The organism is Streptomyces sp. NPDC102274 (genome assembly GCF_044766385.1).
In the GTDB taxonomy this organism is placed as follows: Bacteria; Actinomycetota; Actinomycetes; order Streptomycetales; family Streptomycetaceae; genus Streptomyces.
This window is the reverse complement of the sequence record NZ_JBIWLW010000030.1, coordinates 59,505-79,865: the sequence shown is the minus strand read 5'-3', so window position 1 is coordinate 79,865 and position 20,361 is coordinate 59,505. Positions and strand designations below refer to the sequence as shown.

The 20,361-nt window shown below is 69.5% G+C and carries 15 protein-coding genes and 1 riboswitch; of the genes, 5 read left to right on the top strand and 10 right to left on the bottom strand.

Annotated features, from left to right (window positions below):
* Positions 1–84 precede the first annotated feature (84 nt).
* Positions 85–1,017 (top strand): Cof-type HAD-IIB family hydrolase, encoded by a 933-nt coding sequence (locus ACIRQP_RS31545; protein ID WP_403896019.1) that lies wholly within the window; start codon positions 85–87, stop codon positions 1,015–1,017.
* Positions 1,018–1,024: 7 nt separating this feature from the next.
* Here ACIRQP_RS31545 and ACIRQP_RS31540 read toward each other — a convergent pair whose 3' ends face one another.
* The 5 genes from ACIRQP_RS31540 to hisC all read right to left on the bottom strand — a co-directional run bounded on the left by ACIRQP_RS31540 (position 1,025) and on the right by hisC (position 10,343).
* The gene (locus ACIRQP_RS31540; protein ID WP_403896016.1) at positions 1,025–2,734 is read right to left on the bottom strand and encodes a GAF domain-containing protein; all 1,710 of its coding nucleotides are present in this window, start codon (positions 2,732–2,734) and stop codon (positions 1,025–1,027) included.
* Positions 2,735–2,754: 20 nt separating this feature from the next.
* Positions 2,755–6,321 carry a thiol reductant ABC exporter subunit CydD gene (gene cydD / locus ACIRQP_RS31535; RefSeq protein WP_403896013.1) on the bottom strand — a complete coding sequence of 1,189 codons (3,567 nt, stop codon included), beginning with the start codon at positions 6,319–6,321 and terminating at the stop codon, positions 2,755–2,757.
* Between the two features lie 126 nt (positions 6,322–6,447).
* The gene (gene cydB, locus ACIRQP_RS31530) at positions 6,448–7,443 is read right to left on the bottom strand and encodes a cytochrome d ubiquinol oxidase subunit II (protein WP_403896010.1); all 996 of its coding nucleotides are present in this window, start codon (positions 7,441–7,443) and stop codon (positions 6,448–6,450) included.
* A 14-nt stretch (positions 7,444–7,457) separates the two neighbouring features.
* On the bottom strand, positions 7,458–8,966 hold the full coding sequence (locus tag ACIRQP_RS31525) for a cytochrome ubiquinol oxidase subunit I (RefSeq protein ID WP_403896008.1): 1,509 nt from the start codon (positions 8,964–8,966) through the stop codon (positions 7,458–7,460).
* A gap of 282 nt (positions 8,967–9,248) precedes the next feature.
* Positions 9,249–10,343 (bottom strand): histidinol-phosphate transaminase, encoded by a 1,095-nt coding sequence (gene hisC, locus ACIRQP_RS31520; RefSeq protein WP_403896005.1) that lies wholly within the window; start codon positions 10,341–10,343, stop codon positions 9,249–9,251.
* 369 nt (positions 10,344–10,712) lie between these two features.
* On the opposite strand from hisC, the gene ACIRQP_RS31515 reads away from it, so the two are divergent.
* From ACIRQP_RS31515 to ACIRQP_RS31505, 3 genes are all read left to right on the top strand, one after another.
* Entirely contained in the window at positions 10,713–11,825 is a 1,113-nt protein-coding gene (locus ACIRQP_RS31515; RefSeq protein WP_403896002.1) for a LacI family DNA-binding transcriptional regulator, read from the top strand.
* Between the two features lie 371 nt (positions 11,826–12,196).
* The gene (locus ACIRQP_RS31510) at positions 12,197–13,312 is read left to right on the top strand and encodes a metallophosphoesterase (RefSeq protein WP_403896101.1); all 1,116 of its coding nucleotides are present in this window, start codon (positions 12,197–12,199) and stop codon (positions 13,310–13,312) included.
* Between the two features lie 147 nt (positions 13,313–13,459).
* Positions 13,460–14,317 (top strand): hypothetical protein, encoded by an 858-nt coding sequence (locus ACIRQP_RS31505; RefSeq protein WP_403895999.1) that lies wholly within the window; start codon positions 13,460–13,462, stop codon positions 14,315–14,317.
* Between the two features lie 130 nt (positions 14,318–14,447).
* Here the strand turns inward: ACIRQP_RS31505 and thiC are convergent, their stop codons facing one another.
* A complete protein-coding gene (gene thiC / locus ACIRQP_RS31500; RefSeq protein ID WP_403895996.1) occupies positions 14,448–16,319 on the bottom strand; it encodes a phosphomethylpyrimidine synthase ThiC in 1,872 nt (623 codons plus the stop codon).
* Positions 16,312–16,456, bottom strand: a riboswitch (TPP riboswitch). Its footprint overlaps the gene before it by 8 nt.
* A gap of 71 nt (positions 16,457–16,527) precedes the next feature.
* Between thiC and ACIRQP_RS31495 the strand changes: the two genes are divergently transcribed.
* Positions 16,528–17,952: a YibE/F family protein gene (locus ACIRQP_RS31495; RefSeq protein WP_403895993.1), complete on the top strand. Its 1,425-nt coding sequence runs from the start codon at positions 16,528–16,530 to the stop codon at positions 17,950–17,952.
* 23 nt (positions 17,953–17,975) lie between these two features.
* Here the strand turns inward: ACIRQP_RS31495 and ACIRQP_RS31490 are convergent, their stop codons facing one another.
* From ACIRQP_RS31490 to ACIRQP_RS31475, 4 genes are all read right to left on the bottom strand, one after another.
* Entirely contained in the window at positions 17,976–18,410 is a 435-nt protein-coding gene (locus ACIRQP_RS31490) for an SsgA family sporulation/cell division regulator (RefSeq protein ID WP_351392793.1), read from the bottom strand.
* A 101-nt stretch (positions 18,411–18,511) separates the two neighbouring features.
* Entirely contained in the window at positions 18,512–19,282 is a 771-nt protein-coding gene (locus ACIRQP_RS31485; protein ID WP_403895990.1) for an IclR family transcriptional regulator, read from the bottom strand.
* Positions 19,283–19,571: 289 nt separating this feature from the next.
* Complete coding sequence (locus ACIRQP_RS31480; protein ID WP_403895987.1) at positions 19,572–19,796, bottom strand: DUF5326 family protein; 225 nt, start codon at positions 19,794–19,796, stop codon at positions 19,572–19,574.
* 235 nt (positions 19,797–20,031) lie between these two features.
* Entirely contained in the window at positions 20,032–20,349 is a 318-nt protein-coding gene (locus tag ACIRQP_RS31475) for a cupin domain-containing protein (RefSeq protein WP_129767324.1), read from the bottom strand.
* Positions 20,350–20,361 lie beyond the last annotated feature (12 nt).

Below are 20,361 nucleotides of genomic sequence, written 5' to 3'. Positions count from 1 at the left end.
CATCGGACCGCCGGCGCTCACCACCCCCACTCAGATGTGCGCCCCTCCGCACGCCCGTGCGTATCCGTACGGGAGAATGGACGCGTGACCTCGCCCAATGGACCCGCGCCCGCGCCCGACGACTCCCCGCTCCCCGCCAGACCGCGGTTGATCGCCACCGATCTCGACGGCACTCTGCTGCACGACGACAAGTACCTCTCGGAACGGACGATCGCCGCGCTCGCCGCCGCCGAGCGGGCCGACATCGAGGTCTTCTTCGTCACCGGCCGCCCGGCGCGCTGGATGGATGTCGTCAGCGAGCATGTGCACGGCCACGGGATGGCGATCTGCGCCAACGGCGCCGCGGTCGTCGACCTGCACGCGGGCGGCAAGCTGCTGCAGGTCCGCCCCCTGGAGCGCGACACCGCCCTGTCCGTCGTCCGGGCGCTGCGCGACGCCGCGCCCGGCACGACCTTCGCCGTCGAGCTGACCACCGGCATCCATTACGAGCCGGCGTATCCGCCCTTCCACCAGGATCCGGGCGCGACCGTCGCCACCGCGGAGAAGCTCCTCCAGGTACGGGAACAGGTACAGGAGCAGGTGCAGAAACCAGTACGGGAACAGCAGGCTGAGGACGCGTCCGCCGCCCCCGTGGTGAAGCTGCTGGCCCACCACCCCGATCTGACGCCCGACGGCTTCCTCACCGTGGCCCGCACGGCGGTGGGCGACCGCGCCACCATCACCCGCTCCAGCCCGAGCGCGCTCCTTGAGGTCAGCGGCCCCGGGGTCAGCAAGGCCAGCACGCTCGCGCTCTGCTGCGCCCAGCGCGGCATCTCGTCCGACGAGGTCGTCGCCTTCGGCGACATGCCGAACGATCTGGAAATGCTGACCTGGGCCGGAACGTCGTACGCGATGGGCAACGCCCACCCGGACGTACTGGCCGCCGCCTCCGGACGTACGGTCACCAACAACGAGGACGGCGTCGCGATCGTCATCGAGCAGATCGTGGCCCGACGCCACCAGGATGAGCGGCGGTAAGCACCGCTCACGACAGCGGGACCTCCCACACCACCGTCGTACCGCGCCTGCCCTCCCCGAGTCCCGGCTCGCAGGTACTCGATCCGCCCAGCGACTCCGCCCGTCGCCCGAGGTTGCGCAGCCCGCTGCGCCGCCCGCCCTCCGGAATTCCCACCCCGTCGTCGGCGACCGACAGCCGGACCGCGCGCCTGCCGTCGGGAAGCCGGACGGTGGAGTCGACGACGACTTCGATCCGGGTGGCGTGTGCGTGCCGGAAGGCATTGGAAAGGGCCTCCCGGAGCGCGGCGATCAGGTTCTTCCCGGCGAGTTCGCCGACGGAGTCGACCGGGCCGACGAAGCGATGGGCGGGCCGGAAGCCCAGCGGAACAGCCGCCATATTGATCTCCCGCAACACCCGGACACGCATCCCGGGCGGGGCCTCGGCCGGTCCCTGCTGGAGCGCGAAGATGGCCGTACGGATCTCCTGAATCGTCACGTCCAGTTCCGCGACCGCCTTGTCGATCCCGTGGTGCACCTCCGGCGCCACCACCTCTCCGCGCTGGGCCCGCTCCAGCGTCATCCCGGTGGCGAACAGCCGCTGGATGACCAGATCGTGGAGGTCACGGGCGATCCGGTCACGGTCCTCCAGTACGGCCAGCCGCTCCCGGTCCCGCTGTGCCTCGGCCATCATCAGGGCCAGCGCCGCCTGTGAGGCGAACTGGGTGGCCAGCGCGCGTTCCCGTCGGCTGAACAGGCGCGCCCCCCGCGCGCGCGGCATCAACAGCGCGCCGAGCACCCGCCCGTCGGTCCGCAGCGGCAGCAGCATGAGGGGGCCGAACTCGGAGGCCAGCCTGGTCACCAGCCGCGGGTCGGTGGCGGCGTCGTCCACGAAGACGGACTCGCCGGCCAGCAGAGCCGCGGCGGCCGGGGCCTCGGCCGGGACGACAGAGCCCACGCGCAGCAACGGATGCGCCGCGGAGACGGCCACGACCTCCAGGCCGCCGGCCCGCCCGCGCAGCATCACCGCGCCCATGGCCGAATCCGAGAGTCTGCGGGCCTGTTCCGCGACGACGGAGAGCGCGTCGTCGGCGTCACCGCCGGAGAGGAGGGCGGTGGTGACGGCGACCGAGCCGTCGATCCACCGCTCGCGCTGCCGGGCCGCCTCGTACAGCCGGGCGTTGCCGACGGCCACCCCGGCCTCGGTGGCGAGCACCCGCAGCAGGCGCAGATCGCTGTCGTTGAACTCGCCCCCGCCCGCCTTCTCCGCCAGATAGAAATTGCCGATCGTCCTGTCCCTCAAGCGGATCGGGACGCCGAGGAAGGTCCGCATCGGCGGGTGGCCGGGCGGGAATCCGGCGGCGCGCGGATCGGTCGTCAGATCGGCGAGCCCGATCGGGTCGGCGTCCCGGATCAGTGCGCCGAGGAGGCCGCTCCGTCCGTCCGGTCTGCGCCCGATCCGCCGGGCCATCTCCGCGTCGGCCCCGTAGGTCACGAAGTCCGAGAGGCCCTCGCCCCCTTCGTCGACCACTCCGATCGCCGCGTACCGGGCACCGCCGAGTTCGGCCGCGGTCTCACAGATCCGGTCGAGCGTCGAGTGCTGCCCGAGACTGGTGCCGACCGAGCACATCGCCTCCAGTAGTTGGGGCACGCGCGCGGCGGTCTCGGCGGACAGGCCCTCAAGGCTGCTTGCCGCGCGGGCGGCGGCTTCGAGGGGGTCCTTGGGCTCGGGCACGTCCATACTCATGAGCCTAATAAGTCCTATTTGACAGGGAAAGTCGACTTCCGGGCTTCCAGAAGGTCTCCGGCGCGTTCCCGCTCCAGCATCCGGCGCAGCGGCCCCTCGTCGGCGGCCAGTTCGGCGTAGGAGCCTCGCTGTACAGGGCGACCGCCGTCGAGAACGATCACCTCGTCAACCGTGTCAAGGCCCTGCAAACGGTGGGTGATGAGCAGCGTTGTCCGCCCCTCCGTCGCCGCCAGCAGATCGGTGGTCAGCGCGTCGGCCGTCGCCAGGTCCAGATGTTCGGCCGGCTCGTCGAGCACCAGCACCGGGAAGTCCGCGAGGAGTGCGCGGGCCAGTGCGAGGCGCTGCCGCTGTCCCCCGGAGATCCGTGCGCCGTGCTCGCCGACGAGCGTGTCGAGCCCGGCGGGCAGGGCATCGACCCAGTCGAGCAGCCGGGCCCGGCGCAAGGCGTCGCGCAGTTCGTCCTCGGTCGCGTCCGTACGGGCGAGCCTCAGATTCTCCCGTACGGAGCTGTCGAAGAGGTGCGCGTCCTGGGCGCACAGTCCCACGTACCGCCGGACGGTATCCCCGTCGAGCGTGGCCGTGTCCGTACCGCCGAGCCGGCAGCCGCCCTCGCGCGCGTCCAGGAAGCGCAGCAGTACCTGAGCCAGCGTCGTCTTGCCCGAACCGGAAGGCCCGACGACGGCGACCCGCTTCCCGGCGGTCAGGGTCAGATCGAGGCCGCTGAGCGCGTCCCGGCGCTGCCCCGGGTACCGCGCGGCCAGCCCGCGCACCTCCAGCGGGAACGGCGATACGGGAGCGGCGGCCGGCCGCTCGGGCTCCCGTACGGGTACGGGCGCGTCCAGCACCTCGCACACCCGCTCCGCGCCGCGCCGGGAGCGCTGCCGGTACCGCACGGCGAGCGGCAGACCCGTGACCGCCTCGAACGCGGCGAGCGGGGTCAGGATGACCACGGCAAGTTCGACGCCCACGAGCCGTCCGTCCGCCAGGGCCCCGACCCCCACGTACGCGGCCGCGGCGACGGTCAGCCCGCAGACCAGGGCGGAGAGCCCGCCGCCGAGCGCGTTGGCGCTCGCGCCGCGGGAGGCGATGGCCGTGAGCGTCCCGTCCGCCTCGCGTGTCCGGCGCGTCCGGCGCGTCAGCGCGCCCGCGACGGTCAACTCGGCGACACCGCTGAGCAGATCGGCGACGTGAGTGGCCAGCAGTCCCCGTGCCGGGGCGAGTTGCCGCTCGGCCCGGCGGGCACAGGCACCGCTCAGGAGCGGTACGCCCACACCAGCGACGAGCAGCCCCCCGGCCAGTACGGCGCCCGCCTCGGGCAGCAGCCACGCGGTGAATCCGACGGCGCCCACCCCGACGAGCAGGGCGGAGCCGACCGGGAGCAGCCACCGCAGCCAGTAGTCCTGGAGTTCGTCCACATCGGCGACCAGCCGGGACAGCAGATCGCCACGCCTGGTCGCACGCAGTCCGGCGGGCGCGATGCGCTCCAGCCGCCGGTATACGGAGACCCTGAGGTCGGCGAGCATCCTGAGCACCGCGTCGTGCGACACGAGCCGCTCGGCGTACCGGAAGACGGCCCGCCCGATACCGAAGGCGCGGGTCGCCGTCACCGCGACCATCAGATAGAGAACGGGCGGCTGTTCGGAGGCGCGCGAGATGAGCCAGCCGGAGACGGCCATGAGCCCGACGGCGGAGCCGAGCGCGCAGCTCCCGAGGACCAGCGCGAGCACGAAGCGACCACGGAGCGCACCGGCGGCGGCCCGCATCCGGGCGAGGGGAGTCCGAGCCGCGGCGCTCCCAGCGTCCCCTGGGTTTCCGATGCCACCGCCTTCCCCGCCTTCCCCGCCGTCGCCGCCTCCTCCGTCCACCGCACCGAAGGCAGCGGGCACGGCACGTGCTTCGTCCGACAGCTCCGGCCCCTCGGATCCCGCCGTACGTTCGAGGGGCCGCGACCGCTCCGTGAGGGTCACCACCCGGTCCGCCACCGCGAGCAGCGCCGGCCGGTGGACGACCAGCAGCACCGTACGGCCCACCGCCAGCCGGCGCACCGCCTCGACGATGCCCGCCTCCGTCTCGCCGTCCAGCGCCGCCGTGGGTTCGTCGAGCAGCAGCAGCGGCCGGTCCGCGAGGAAGGCGCGGGCCAGCGCGAGCCGCTGCCGCTGGCCCGCCGAGAGCCCCGCCCCGTCCTCACCGAGCGCGGTGTCCGGTCCGTCCGGGAGCGCCGCCACGAAGTCGTACGCCCCCGCGTCCCGCAGTGCGTCCCGTACCGCCGCGTCGTCCGCGTCCGGCCGGGACAGTCGTACGTTCTCGGCGATCGTCCCGGCGAAGAGGTACGGCCGCTGCGGCACCCACGCGATCCGTTCGCGCCAGCGCTCCGGGTCGAGGGAGGCCAGATCACGGCCGCCCACCCGTACCCGGCCCTCGTCGGGTACGGCGAAGCCGAGAAGCACATTGAGGAGGGTGGTCTTGCCGATACCGCTGGGGCCGACCAGGGCGACGGTCTCCCCCGGCTCGACCGTCAGCGTGGCCGTGTCCAACGAAGGCTCCGTACGGCCCTGATGGCGGACCGTCACCTCGTCCAGCTCCAGCCGCAGCGCGCCCGGGACCTTCCCCGTACCGCCCGCCGGAGGCTCGGTCTCCAGCACCGTGAAGATCTCCTCGGCCGCCGAAAGCCCTTCGGCCGCCGCGTGATACTGCGCCCCCACCTGCCGAATCGGCAGATAGGCCTCGGGGGCGAGGATCAGCACCACCAGCCCGGTGTACAGATCGAGTTCGCCATGGACGAGCCGCATCCCGATGGTGACCGCGACGAGCGCCACCGACAGGGTCGCGAGCAGCTCCAGCGCGAACGACGACAGGAAGGCGATCCGCAGCGTACGCAGGGTGGCCTGCCGGTACTCCGAGGTGATCGCGCGGATCGACTCGGCCTGGGCCTTGGCCCGGCCGAAGACCTTGAGAGTCGGCAGTCCGGCGACCACGTCCAGGAAGTGGCCCGACAGCCGGGAGAGCAGCCGCCACTGACGGTCCATCCGGGCCTGCGTGGCCCAGCCGATGAGCACCATGAACAGCGGAATCAGCGGCAGGGTCACCACGATGATGGCCGCCGAGACCCAGTCCTCCGTGACGATCCGGGCCAGGACGGCCACCGGCACCACCACGGCGAGCCCCAATTGCGGCAGATAGCGTGCGAAGTAGTCGTCCAGCGCGTCGACCCCGCGGGTGGCGAGCGCGACCAGCGAACCGATGCGCTGCCCGCTCAGCCACCCCGGGCCCAGCTCGGCGGCACGCTCCAGCAGCCGTCCGCGCAGTTCCGACTTGACCGCGGCACTCGCCCGGTGAGCGGCCAACTCGGTCAGCCAGAGGACCAGGCCGCGCCCGGCGGCGACCGCCACCAGCAGCAGCAGCGGGGTACGCAGCTCGGAGCCGTCGAACCCGCGCTGGAACGCCCCGACCACCACCCCGGCGATGAGCATCGCCTGCGCGATGACCAGCCCCGCTCCGGCCACGCCGAGGACCACCACGGCCACCAGGAAGAAGCGGGTGGCCCGGGCATACCGGAGCAGACGGGGGTCGATTGGTTTCACGTGAAACACCTACTCCTACTGCTCTGCCGCTACTACCTTGCCTGCACCCCGACGCCGCGCGGTCCGGGCCCTTGCGATCCAGCGCCTTCCGGTCCGGCGCCGTGCGATCCGGCGCCTTCGCCGCGGCTACTCGGCGATGTGCTGCGTACCGATCCGCTTGCGGAACACCCAGTAGGTCCAGCCCTGGTAGAGCAGCACGACCGGAGTCGCGATACCCGCGCACCACGTCATGATCCTCAGCGTGTACGGGGTCGACGAGGCGTTCGTCACCGTGAGGCTCCACGCCGCGTTCAGCGAGGATGGCATGACGTTCGGGAAGAGCGTCAGGAAGAGCATCGCGACCGCGGCCACGATCGTCACGCCGGAGAGCGCGAACGACCAGCCCTCGCGCCCCGCCGCGATGGCCCCGATGGCGGCGACCAGCGCCGCCACGGCGACGATCAGGGCGACCAGACTCCTGCCGTCCCCGTTGTCCGCCTGGGTCCAGATCAGAAAGCCGAGCGCCAGTACGGCGGTGACCGCTCCGAGACGGAGGGCCAGCTTCCTGGCCCTGACCCGGATGTCCCCCACCGTCTTCAGCGCGGCGAACACCGTGCCATGGAAGGTGAAGAGAGCCAGGGTCACCAGCCCGCCGAGGATCGCGTACGGGTTGAGCAGATCGCCGAGGGTGCCGATGTACTCCTTCTGCGCGTCGATCTTCACGCCCCGCACGATGTTGCCGAAGGCGACACCCCACAGCACCGCGGGGATCAGGGACGTCCAGAAGATCGCGTTCTCCCAGTTGCGCTGCCAGTTCTCCTCGAGCCGCTTGGCCCGGTACTCGAAGGCGACACCGCGCACGATCAGACAGACCAGGATGAGCAGCAGCGGCAGATAGAAGCCCGAGAAGAGCGTGGCGTACCAGTCGGGAAAGGCGGCGAAGGTGGCCCCTCCGGCGCTCAGCAGCCACACCTCGTTGCCGTCCCAGACGGGACCGATGGTGTTGATGAGGACCCGTCGCTCCTTGCGGTTCCGGGCCAGCAGCTTGGTCAGGATCCCGATACCGAAGTCGAATCCCTCAAGGAAGAAGTAGCCGGTCCAGAGGACGGCGATCAGGGCGAACCAGATGTCGTGGAGTTCCATCGCTCCTCAACTCCTCAGTACGAGAAGGCCATCGGCCGGTCGGCGTCCGTGTGGTCGCCGCCGATCTTGGTGGGCGGGTTGAGGTCGGCGTCCGTGAGTTCCGGCGGCCCGGCCTTGACGTACTTGACCATCAGCTTGACCTCGATGACCGCGAGGACCGCGTACAGCAGGGTGAAGACGATCACCGAGGTGAGCACCTCGGCCTGGGAGACACCGGGGGAGACGGCGTCGGCGGTGCGCAGCACCCCGTACACCACCCACGGCTGGCGTCCCGTCTCGGTGAAGATCCAGCCCCAGGAGTTGGCTATCAGCGGGAAGAGCAGCGTCCAGAGGGCGGTGATCCAGTACCACTTGGCGAATCTCGGGCTGAGCGCCTTCTTCCGGAAGAGCACCAGGTTCGGCACTTCGTCCTCGCCGGTCCGCAGCGCGGGGGGCAGCAGGAACTTCTTGCGCGTCAGCCAGAGCCCGACCATGCCGATGGCCAGGGACGCCATACCGAAGCCGATCATCCAGCGGAATCCCCAGTAGGCGACAGGGATGTTGGGCTTGTAGTCGCCGGCGCCGTACTTCTCCTGCTCGGCCTTGTTGATGTCGTTGATGCCGGGGACGTACGAGCTGAAGTCGTTGTTGGCGAGGAAGGAGAGCATCCCGGGGATCTCGATGGCGACGTCGTTGTGCCCCTTGTCGACGTCCCCGTAGGCGAACACCGAGAACGGCGCCGGCGCCTCGCCCTCCCAGAGCGCCTCGGCCGCGGCCATCTTCATGGGCTGCTGCTTGAACATGACCTTGCCGAGGGTGTCGCCGCTGACGGCGGTGAACAGTCCGGCCACCATGACGGTGATCAGGCCGAGTCGCAGTGAGGTGCGCATCACCGGTATGTGGCGCTTGCGGGCCAGATGGAAGGCCGCGATACCGACCATGAAGGCACCGCCGACGAGGAAGGCGGCCGTGATCGTGTGGAAGAACTGCGTGAGCGCCGTGTCCTGGGTGAGCACCGCCCAGAAGTCGGTGAGTTCGGCCCGTCCGGCTTCCTTGTTGATCCGGTAGCCGATCGGGTGCTGCATCCAGGAGTTGGCCGCCAGGATGAAGTACGCGGAGAGGATCGTGCCGATCGAGACCATCCATATACAGGCCAGATGGATCTTCTTGGGCAGCTTGTCCCAGCCGAAGATCCACAGCCCGATGAAGGTGGACTCGAAGAAGAAGGCGATCAGCGCCTCGAAGGCGAGCGGGGCTCCGAAGATGTCTCCGACGAACCGCGAGTAGTCGGACCAGTTCATCCCGAACTGGAACTCCTGCACGATGCCGGTGACGACGCCCATCGCGATATTGATCAGAAAGAGCTTGCCCCAGAACTTCGTGGCCTTGAGGTACTTCGGGTTTTCCGTGCGTACCCACGCCGTCTCCAGCCCCGCGGTGAGCGCGGCGAGCGAGATCGTCAGGGGGACGAAGAGGAAGTGGTAGACGGTGGTGATGCCGAACTGCCATCGCGTCAGGGTCTCCGGCGCCAGAGCGAGGTCCACGTCATCTCTCCTTACATCACATCGCCGTGGTCGTAGCGGCGGCATACACCCTTTGTCCCGGACGTAACGACAGGAACCGGGGCGCGCTTGTGAAAGCGTTCACATTCACAAGCATTATGTCGCACACCCTTCCGGATCTTTGCGTGGGGGGGGTCCCTCCACGGAGAGACCCGGGGGAACGGCTGCGAAGAGGCTCCTGGGAACGCCGAAGGGCGGCCTCGAAGAGACCGCCCTTCGCTCCAAGGCTCCGGCTCCGATGAGCCGGCACCGGCACCGGCCGGACTACATCTCCTTGCGGAACGCCTCGGCGGTCTGCAGGAAGAGGTCATTGGCCTCGTTCTCCCCGACCGTGACCCGTACACCCTCGCCCGCGAACGGCCGTACGACCACACCGGCCGCCTCACAGGCCGCGGCGAAGTCCAGCGTGCGCGCGCCCAGCCGCAGCCACACGAAATTGGCCTGCGTCTCGGGCACGGTCCAGCCCTGCCCGACCAGTCCCCGGTAGACCCGCTCCCGCTCGGCGACCAGCGAGCCGACCCGCCCCAGCAACTCGTCCTCGGCACGCAGCGAGGCGACCGCCGCCTCCTGTGCGATCTGGCTCACACCGAACGGGACCGCGGTCTTCCGCAGCGCGGCCGCGACCGGCTCATGGGCGATCGCGAAGCCGACCCGCAGGCCGGCCAGCCCGTACGCCTTGGAGAAGGTCCGCAGCACGGCCACATTCGGCCGGTCACGGTAGATGTCGATCCCGTCAGGAACCGCACCGCCGTCGCCCTCGGCGGCCCGGATGAACTCGCGGTACGCCTCGTCGAGCACCACCAGCACATCACCGGGCACCCGATCCAGGAACCGTTCCAGCTCGGCCCTGCGCACCACCGTGCCGGTCGGGTTGTTCGGGTTGCAGACGAAGATCAGCCGGGTCTTGTCGGTGATCGCCTCGGCCATCGCGTCCAGATCGTGCACCTCGCCCGCGGTCAGCGGCACCTTTATGGAGGTGGCGCCCGAGATCTGCGTGATGATCGGGTACGCCTCGAAGGAGCGCCAGGCGTAGATGACCTCATCACCGGCGCCCGCGGTGGCCTGAAGGAGCTGCTGGGCGACGCCCACCGAACCCGTGCCGGTGGCCAGATGCGAGACGGGCACCCCGAACCGGTCGGCCAGCTCGTTCATCAGGCCGGTGCACGCCATGTCGGGGTAGCGGTTGAAGACGCCCGCGGCCGAGATCGCCTGCTCCATGACTCCGGGCAGCGGCGGATAGGGGTTCTCGTTGGAGGACAGCTTGTACGCGACGGGTCCGCCGGACGCCGCGGGCTTGCCCGGCTTGTACGTGGGAATGCCGTCCAGCTCGGTACGCAGCTTGGGGCTCGTCTCGCTCACCGCAGGTCCTCCTCGGCCGTTCATGGGTCCCTACCTCTTCAATACTGCTCACCTTATGAGGATTCGCGGCCCCTGCGAATGGCGGGCACCGGGAAAGCCCACAGCAGTGGGGCGCGCTCGCGTTCCTGGCGCGCGCCGGTGGCCTGCGCCGTGGCGCGCATCCCCCGTAGAGGTGAGTTGAGACCTCTTCGAAACATGGGCCCTTCGACAGGTCCATGCCGCTCCTTGCATGGCAGACCAATGCAAAACCCGCCAACCTCCTTGTCTTCCACGCTTGTTGGCTGCTTTGGATCATGCAGAAACGTGCCTGCCGCCGGGTACATATGCGACCGGCCCCATCGCCCCTCAGCGCCCTACTATCGGCTCGCCATGACAGCAGCAGGGAAACACCAGGTGAGCCGGACGGACACAACCCGCCGGGGAAGCCGGCAAAGTCGGGCGGGCATCCGGGACGTAGCCGCCGCAGCCGGTGTCTCCATCACGACTGTCTCGGACGCGCTCAACGGCAAGGGACGGTTACCCGACGCCACCCGACGCCATGTCCGAGAAGTCGCAGAGCGCCTCGGCTACCGGCCTTCCGCCGCGGCCCGAACCCTCCGTACCGGCAAGTCAGGACTCATCGGTCTGACCGTGACGACGTACGGGGACGAACCTTTCACCTTCACCGAGTTCGCCTACTTCGCCGAGATGGCCAGGGCCGCGACCTCCGCCGCGCTCGCCCGCGGCTACGCCCTCGTCATCCTCCCCGCCACCTCCCGCCATGACGTCTGGTCGAACGTCGCCCTCGACGGCACCGTCGTCATCGACCCCTCCGACCACGATCCGGTCGTCACCGAACTCGTCCGCCAGGGCCTTCCCGTCGTCTCCGACGGCCGGCCCGCGGGCACCCTCCCCGTCACCGCCTGGGTCGACAACGACCACGAGGCGGCCGTCCTCGAACTGCTCGACCATCTCGCCGCGGCCGGGGCACGCCGGATCGGCCTGCTCACCGGCACCACCACGGACACCTACACCCGGCTCTCCACCACCGCCTATCTGCACTGGTGCGAGCGCGTCGGCCAGGACCCGGTCTACGAGTCCTATCCCGCCCACGACCCGTGCGCCGGGGCCGTCGCCGCCGACCGGCTGCTGGCCCGCCCCGACCGCCCCGACGCCGTCTACGGGCTCTTCGACCCCAACGGCACCGATCTGCTCGCCGCGGCCCGGCGGTACGGGCTGCGCGTCCCCGAGGATCTGCTGCTGGTCTGCTGCAGCGAATCCACGGTGTACGCCGCGACCGAACCCCCCATCACCACGCTCTCGCTCAAGCCGCGCCGTATCGGCACCGCCGTCATCCAGCTCCTCATCGACGCCATCGAGGGAATCGACACCGGCCGGCCGGTCGAGCAGGTAATACCGACCGAACTGATCGTCCGGACCTCCTCCCAACGGCGACCGCCGCGCACCACGGTCAGCGCGCCCCGGTCCCCCGCGGGCGACTGACCGAGGGCCGAGGACAACGGACGGTACGGTCCCCGGGTCTGTGGAGCTTCCCGCAGACCCGTCGGGCGGCCCCCCGGGAGCCGCCGTACGGTCCCGACGACTCGCCGGGCGGCCCCGGGAACGCGCCGGGCAGCGCCGGAGACTCGCCGCCCCAGGGGCCGGAAGAAGGACCAGACCTTTTCTCATTTCGGGCGATCGGCGTGAAAACAGCCGTTGAACCCGAGGTCCCGCCGAATTCTCCCCCCTGGTGCGACACAGAGCGGGAGCGGCGTTCCTATGATGGGCGCACGACACCACGGACCTCGTCCTACCTGCGATGGGCTCACCCCCATCCAGTCCGGCGGGCCCGGGAGGTGTACGGCGGCGCGACGGTGGTGGAGGGGTCGATGACACAGGGGGCCGGCGAGGGACCCGTGGTGCGGACGGCGACGTTGCGCGACTTCCGCGTACCGCCGTACGCACAGGTTCCCGTGCAGTCCGGAGAGCCCGGACCGTCCGGTCCGGCGGCCGACGGCCCGTCCGGGCATCCCGGTGAGGCGTTCCCGGACCACGAGCCCGCGGACGGCTACACCCCCACCGAACGCGACCTCCCGGTGATCAACCGTGGGGACACCGTCCAGGTGCGGGTGGACCCCGTGGAGCCGCCCGCGCCCGACGGCCGCGGCCCGCTCTACGCCGTCGGTGACGTCCACGGCTATCTCGACGAGCTTGTCGCCGCGCTGGCCGCGCAGGACCTCATCGACGCCGACGGCCACTGGGCCGCGGGCAACGCCCGGCTCTGGTTCCTCGGCGACTTCACCGACCGCGGCCCCGACGGCATCGGTGTCATCGACCTCGTCATGCGGCTCTCCGCCGAGGCGGCGGCGGCCGGTGGCTACTGCAAGGCCCTGATGGGCAATCACGAACTGCTGCTCATCGGCGCCAGGCGATTCGGCGACACGCCCGTCAACTCAGGCGCGGGCACCGCCACTTTCCAGGCCGCCTGGCTGCTCAACGGCGGCCAGCGGACCGATATGGAGCGCCTCCAGGACGTCCATCTGCAGTGGATGTCGCGGCTCGACGCGGTCGTCGAGGAGGACGAGCATCTGCTGATGCACTCCGACACGACGGCCTATCTGGACTACGGATCCACCATCGAGGACGTCAACGACACCGTCCATCAGATCCTCACCCGCAATGACGCCGACGAATGCTGGGACCTGTTCCGCAAACTCACCAAACGCTTCGCTTTCCGTGACGACGGCGGGCCGCAGGCCGTCCGCGAACTCCTCTCCCAGTACGGCGGACAGCGCGTCGTCCACGGCCACAGCCCCATTCCCTATCTGCTCGGCGAAGTCGGCACAGAAGACGCTTCGGACGACGAAGGCGACACGGGCCCGGTGGTGGAAGGGCCGCACGTATATGCCGATGGACTTGCCATCGCCATGGACGGCGGCGTCACCATGGCGGGAAAGCTGCTGGTCGTACAGCTTCCACTGGATAACTGAATCAATGTGTGACAGGTGATTTCCCGAAACCCCCTGTCACGCCCCGCCACAACGGCTCTACCATCGCCTTATCCGTAGCAGGCTCTCCTCCGTTTCCGCCAACTGCCCGTCCCACGCGGGCGAACCGGCCCTACGGAGCATCGGGGGATGCACATGAACAGCGCTCCACACCTGCTGAGCGAGGATCGCGCGGATTTCGAGCGGATCCTCGACGAGGCACTGCGCCAGGCACACGACCACGCGGAACTCTCCGCGGCCGGACAGCGGCTCACCAGCGAGCAACTGCGCACGATGGCCCTGAGCGCCACGGCGCTGATCACCACGTCCGCCGCCGCCGAGTACGAGCACTTCGCGAAGCTCCGCGAGGAATTCCGCTCACCGGCGCCCTCGCCCTCGTCCTCGTCGATCCATGACGCCGTCTCGACCCCGTCGGGGAGCGAGGCTCCGGAGGCCGGGGCGGGGCTCGCGGCCGTCATCACCGTGCTGGCCCCGGTCCTCGGCGGCACCGCGGCGGTGATCTTCCTGCTCGTCGGCTACCTCCTCAAAGCGCTCAGTCCGCCGCCCGCCTTCGCCCGCAGCATGGTCGCGGTCGGGTGGTTCTTCGCCGCCGTCACCGCCGTCGGCCTCCTGGTCGCCGCGACAGGTCTGCTCGTCACGGCCCTGCGGAACAGGGCGACCCAGCTTCCGGCCGAGCAAGGGTGGGGCGGCGAGTTGCCCGACGAGGTGGCCCGCGCGCGAGAAGCCTGGCGCCAGGCCCTGCTGGAACGCGGCATCCTGCCCTTCCTGCGGGCCGCGCCGGCCGACCCGGGCGCCACCCCGGCCACCCGGGCCGCCCCGCCCGTATCGCGCCCGGCACAGCCGGAGAAGCACCTGCCCAAGATCGGCTACAGCCGCCCCGACTTCTCCAGCCCGGACGAGGGTTCGACCGCCGGCCAGCGCCCGACCTTCAGCAGCCCGGACTTCTCCAGCCCCGACTTCGGCGGCCCGGAACACCGGCCGGAGTAGCCCCCGGCCGGTACGCGGTATCCCTCGGCGGGAACGCGGGCGGCCCCGGCCGGTACGCGGCATCCCCGGCCGGTGCGCGGCCCCTCGCGGAAGCGCCCCGGTGACAGGCGCCCCCGCGACAGACGCTCGATCAGTCCGCGAGCGGCAGATACACCCGGTTGCCCGCCGCGGCGAACTCCTTGGACTTCTCCGCCATGCCCGCCTCGATCTCGGCGGACCCCATCTCGGCGGAATCCGTACCGGCCGACTCCATGCCGGCCGACTCCATGCCGGCCGACTCCATCTCGCCGCCGTGCCTGCGCCTGATGTCCTGCGAGATCTTCATCGAGCAGAACTTGGGACCGCACATCGAACAGAAATGCGCCGTCTTGGCCGGTTCGGCCGGCAGGGTCTCGTCATGGAACTCCCGTGCCGTGTCCGGGTCGAGCGCCAGATTGAACTGGTCCTCCCACCGGAACTCGAACCGGGCGTCGGACAGCGCGTCGTCCCACTCCTGCGCCCCCGGATGCCCCTTGGCGAGGTCCGCCGCATGGGCCGCGATCTTGTACGTGATGACGCCGGTCTTCACGTCGTCGCGGTCCGGCAGACCGAGGTGCTCCTTGGGAGTGACGTAGCAGAGCATCGCCGTGCCCCACCACGCGATCATCGCCGCGCCGATGCCGGAGGTGATGTGGTCGTACGCCGGGGCCACATCGGTCGTCAGCGGGCCGAGCGTGTAGAACGGCGCCTCCTCGCAGATCTCCTGCTGAAGGTCGATGTTCTCCTTGATCTTGTGCATCGGGACATGCCCCGGGCCCTCGATCATCGTCTGTACGCCCAGCCGCTTCGCGGTCGAGTTCAGCTCGCCCAGCGTGCGCAACTCGGCGAACTGCGCCTCGTCGTTGGCGTCCGCGATGGAACCGGGCCGCAGACCGTCCCCCAGGGAGTACGTCACGTCGTACGCCGCGAGGATCTCGCACAGCTCCTCGAAGTTCTCGTACAGGAACGACTCCTTGTGGTGCGCGAGACACCAGGCGGCCATGATCGAACCGCCGCGCGAGACGATGCCCGTCTTGCGACGGGCCGTCAGCGGCACGTACCGCAGCAGCACTCCGGCGTGCACCGTCATGTAGTCGACGCCCTGCTCGGCTTGCTCGATGACCGTGTCCTTGTAGATGTCCCAGGTCAGCTCCTCGGCCTTCCCGTCCACCTTTTCGAGCGCCTGGTACAGCGGAACGGTGCCGATGGGGACGGGGGAGTTTCGCAGCACCCACTCCCGGGTGGTGTGGATATTGCGGCCGGTGGAGAGGTCCATGACCGTGTCCGCGCCCCAGTGGGTCGCCCAGGTCATCTTCTCCACCTCCTCCTCGATGGAGGAAGTGACGGCGGAGTTGCCGATGTTGGCGTTGACCTTCACCAGGAACCGCTTACCGATGATCATCGGCTCGATCTCCGGGTGATTGACATTGGCCGGCAGCACGGCCCGCCCGGCGGCGATCTCCTCGCGGACGACCTCCGGGGACACGTTCTCGCGGATCGCGACGTACTCCATCTCCGGAGAGATGTCACCGCGCCGGGCATACGCGAGCTGGGTCACCGGCTGCCCGTCCCGGCTCCGCCTGGGCTGGCGCGGCCGACCCGGGAAGACCGCGTCGAGGCCGCGCAGATCGGTCGAACCGCTCCGGAGAAGTCCTCCGCGCGGTGAGGTGTGCTTGAGCCCGTCGTCCTCGGGACGGACCGGCCGGCCCGCGTACTCCTCGGTGTCGCCGCGACCGATGATCCAGTTCTCGCGCAGCGGTGCGAGACCCCGGCGTACGTCGGTTTCGACGCCCGGATCGGTGTACGGACCCGACGTGTCGTACAGCGTGACGTCCTTGCCGTTGGTGAGATGCACCTGGCGGACGGGCACCTGGAGGTCCGGGCGCGAACCCTGGACATATCCCTTGTGCCAGCCGATGGACTTCCCGGCCTCGCTCGGCTTCCCCGAGTCGGAGGCAGACGGATGTGTGTCCTGAACGGTCATGAGACCTACTCCCTACGCCGGCATTACCCGGTAACAGGTTCAGCGGTCGGCGCAGCGCAGGTGTCCGGGGAATGACCCCGGGACCACACAGTCAGCGCCCTCTCAGCCCGGTGCTCCGAGCTCCCGCGTGTGCAAAGGTTGGCTCCACGCTAGCGTCATATCCGGCGTGCTGAACAGAGGGCCCCTTCCTTCTTGCGATGATCGGTCGGTGACCCCTCCCCAGCAGACTCACGAAGCGCACGGCCACTCGCACAGCCATGGGCCCGCCGCTCCGGTCTCCCAGCACCTCCGCAAGGTCATCGCGGCGGTTCTGATTCCGTTCGCGGCCGCCGTGGCCGTCGGGCTCGCCGTGCTCTGGCCGGGCGGCACTCCGGCACACGAGCGCACCGGTGTGGGCTTCGACCGGCAGACGGAACAGGGCCAGGTCGTACGCATCGAGCGGGTCGACTGCAAGGACGTCAACGCCTCCCAGCTCCCGTCGACCGGCGACACCACAAAGCCCCAGGGGCGCGAGGCGCAGCAGGCGGAGACCGGGGAGTGCAAGAAGGCCACGGTCGAAGTCACGACCGGCAAGGAGAAGGGGCGGACCTTCGTCGAGGTGGTCCAGCCGGACGCGCCGAGGCAGTTTCACGTGAAACAGGGCGTCGTGGTGGCATACGCACCCGATGCGCCGCGGGATCTCCAGTACTCCGTGACGGACGTGAACCGTAAGTTCCCGCTGACGCTGCTGGCAGGGATCTTCGCGCTCGTAGTGGTCGTGGTGGGGCGGATGCGCGGGATCATGGCGCTGGTCGCGCTCATCGCCTCGTTCGCCGTTCTGACGCTCTTCATCCTGCCCGCGATCCTGCAGGGATCGAACCCGCTGATCGTGGCGGTCGTCGGCGCCAGCGCGATCATGCTGATCGCCCTCTATCTCTGCCACGGTCTGACGGCGCGTACCTCGGTCGCGGTCCTGGGCACACTGATCTCGCTGCTGCTGATCGGACTGCTGGGGTCCGTCTTCATCGGCTGGGCGGGCCTGACCGGCAACACCGATGACAACACCGGGCTGATCCACGGCCTGTATCCCGAGATCGATATGAGCGGTCTGCTGCTGGCGGGCGTGATCATCGGTTCGCTCGGTGTGCTCGACGATGTGACGGTGACCCAGACCTCGGCCGTCTGGGAGCTGCGTCAGGCGGATCCGACGATGGGCCCGCGCGCCCTCTACCGGGCGGCCATCAGGATCGGCCGGGACCATATCGCCTCGGTGGTCAACACGCTCGTCCTCGCCTACGCGGGCGCGGCGCTGCCGCTTCTGCTGCTCTTCTCGATCGCGCAGTCGAGCATGGGAACGGTCGCGAACAGCGAGCTGGTGGCGGAGGAGATCGTCCGTACCCTGGTGGGCTCGATCGGACTGGTCGCTTCCGTGCCGGTCACGACGGCGCTGGCAGCGCTGGTGGTATCCGCCGACCGGCAGGCCCCCGAAGCGCCTGCCGCGGCACCGTACCCGGCACCCACGGGGCCGGGCCCGGGGTCAGTACCTGACCCGGGTTCAGCGCCCGGACAGGCTTCTACGACGGCCACCTCGGTGCCGGCACAGAACACGCTGACCCGCAAGCCCGGTGGCAGGGGACGCCGACGCAAGAAGTGACTACGCGAGGCCCGGGTGGCCGGTCAGCCGGCGTTCTCCTCGGCGAGGATGCGGCCGAGCGCCTCCTCCAGATTGCCCTCGAAGTCACTGAGCGTGCGCTCCTGGCCGAGCGGAACCAACCGGTCCGTACGGTCGAGGAAGGCCACCAGCGGCGCCGCGCTGACCCGGAAGAGCGCGTGGTCGTCGCCGACCTGGAGCCGCATATGGACGTCGGAGAGCTCCTCCGGCGTGGTCGGCGCGATATGCACATCGCCGTCCCCGCTGGGCGTGTTGATTCCGTCGAGCAGCAGTTCGCGGCCGAAAGTCCAGGTCACAGGCGCATCGCCGGGCAGATGGAAGGTCATCCGTACGGCGTAGGGATCCCGCACCTCGTAGTGGAGTTCCACCGGGATTCGGAACGAGAGCTCCTCGGAGACGAGGAAGCTCATCAGGACCTCGGCCTGGACCGACTCGCGCATCGTGTACTCCGGAGTAGATGAAGCAGTGGCTGGGAATGATCCCATGGACCCTCTTGACGCAATCGTCCTGTAAGCGCTAGCAGATCACAAGGAGTAATTTTTCAGATACTGATAGACAAGGCGAGAGAGCTCGCCAACGATTCGATCTCTCTTCGTAACCGATCGACCGCCGGGAGCAGTCGCTCCTGCTGATGGAGTGGTACGGAAATGGCCACGGCGCCCGCGGCGGCTCCGGCCTCGATCGGTACGGCCGCGCAGACGGTGCCGAGCTGATACTCCTGCCGCTCCACCACCGGCTCCGCGGGCCCCAGTGAGCCGAGGCGCTCCAGCAGCGTCCCCCGGTCCGGCACGGAGTAGGGCGTGAGCGGGCGGACGGGATAGCGGTCCAGATGATCGCGGCGGGTTTCCTCGTCCAGCTTGCTGAGCAGACACTGCCCGAGCGCGTGCGCATGGCCGTTCTCGCGGAGGTCCGCCCCGTCGGCGAGCGCCGGGGCCGCGGGGCTGTCCGCCACGGAGACGAGATCGATCTCACCGTCGTCGTAGACCGCGAAGTACACCGGGGCTCCGGTCGCGTCGTGCCATCGGCCGAGCGATTCGGTGATCTTGCTGCGACGATTCTGCGCGCCGTCCCCGTGTGCCAGCCGCTGTACGGCGTCGCCGAGTACGAAAACGCCCTTCTCGCGGCGGAGATAGCCCTCGTGCGCCAGCGTGCGCAACAGATGGTAGGCGGTGGGAAGCGGGAGTCCGGCCTCACGTGCGAGCTGCTTCGCGGGGGCCCCGTCCGGATGGGAGCCCGCCGACTCCAGCAGTCGTAGCGCTCGCTGTACCGAACCGATCAGAGTTGGAGCTGCGGTACGTGTAGCTGTGGCCAAAGGTCACCCCCAGGCGTGCTGACGGGCGAGAGCCCGCCCGCGGGGGCCGCCCCCGCGCGCCCGCCGCACTCCTGAGGGAACCGAGGGACCGAAGGAACCTTGAGGCGCGCCCGAGGAACCTTGAGACCCCGCCCAGAAAAATCGCACAAACCAATGGTCAGGGCGATCGTCGATGGTGTTTTCCCAGGGCGCGGCAGTGGTCTGCCACTCTAAGGGCAGGCCGGGGCGAGAGATGTTTTCCCCTTCACCTTTCCCTCGCGCGGGCTAACGGCCGTTCGAGCCGTGAGTCCTACCAGTCGTCGCGTGACGAGGAGGACGAGGAAGACATGAACTTCCGTACGACATAGACCAGTCCGCCGACCAGAGCCACCAGGATCAGCACCTTGAAGAGCAGGCCGATCACGATCGAGATGACCGTCGTGATCAGTCCGCCGAACACGACGAGGACGATCACGGGAACCGCGATCCACTTCACCCACCAGGGCAGCCCTGTGAGTACGTCCCGAACCGCCATCGTCCTTACCTCGCTTCGCCGAGAGCCCGAGTATCCGTCTTACTCCCTCGATGCTAGAGGCGAGGGGGAGTACACGGAGACCCCGCAGCCCCCGATCTCCCCTGATCCGACCCTGAGGCGGACCTGAGGGTCGGGGGGCTGACGGGGACAGCGGGACAGCGGGACAGCGGGACAGCGGCCGAAGAAGCGATGGGCAGAGAGCAGAGATACGGGACGACGGGCGCGAGGGCGGCGGTCAGCCCTCGGGCGGGGAGAACACGACCATCACCCGCAGATCCTCGCTGATGTGATGGAACTTATGCGCGGTTCCGGCCGGGACGTACACCACACTTCCCCGGCTGACCTGTGTGGTCTCCATCCCTACGGTGAGCGAGGCACGGCCGCTCACGACGAAGTACACCTCGTCCTGCCGGTGCGGCTGCTGCGGGTCGCTCGCGCCGGCGTCCAGCGCGTACAGCCCCACAGACATGTTGCGTTCCCGCACAAACTGCAGATACGCCCCGTCGTTGGCGGCACGTTCCGCCTCCAGTTCATCCAGTCGGAATGCCTTCATGCCACGATCAGA

What these genes read in the sequence shown, in the direction of transcription:
- ACIRQP_RS31540 (WP_403896016.1), bottom strand. Translation starts at nt 2,734, where the DNA reads ATGGACGTGCCCGAGCCCAAGGACCCCCTCGAAGCCGCCGCCCGCGCG.
- cydB (WP_403896010.1), bottom strand. Translation starts at nt 7,443, where the DNA reads ATGGAACTCCACGACATCTGGTTCGCCCTGATCGCCGTCCTCTGGACC.
- ACIRQP_RS31515 (WP_403896002.1), top strand. Translation starts at nt 10,713, where the DNA reads ATGACAGCAGCAGGGAAACACCAGGTGAGCCGGACGGACACAACCCGC.
- ACIRQP_RS31505 (WP_403895999.1), top strand. Translation starts at nt 13,460, where the DNA reads ATGCACATGAACAGCGCTCCACACCTGCTGAGCGAGGATCGCGCGGAT.
- thiC (WP_403895996.1), bottom strand. Translation starts at nt 16,319, where the DNA reads ATGACCGTTCAGGACACACATCCGTCTGCCTCCGACTCGGGGAAGCCG.
- ACIRQP_RS31490 (WP_351392793.1), bottom strand. Translation starts at nt 18,410, where the DNA reads ATGCGCGAGTCGGTCCAGGCCGAGGTCCTGATGAGCTTCCTCGTCTCC.
- ACIRQP_RS31480 (WP_403895987.1), bottom strand. Translation starts at nt 19,796, where the DNA reads ATGGCGGTTCGGGACGTACTCACAGGGCTGCCCTGGTGGGTGAAGTGG.
- ACIRQP_RS31475 (WP_129767324.1), bottom strand. Translation starts at nt 20,349, where the DNA reads ATGAAGGCATTCCGACTGGATGAACTGGAGGCGGAACGTGCCGCCAAC.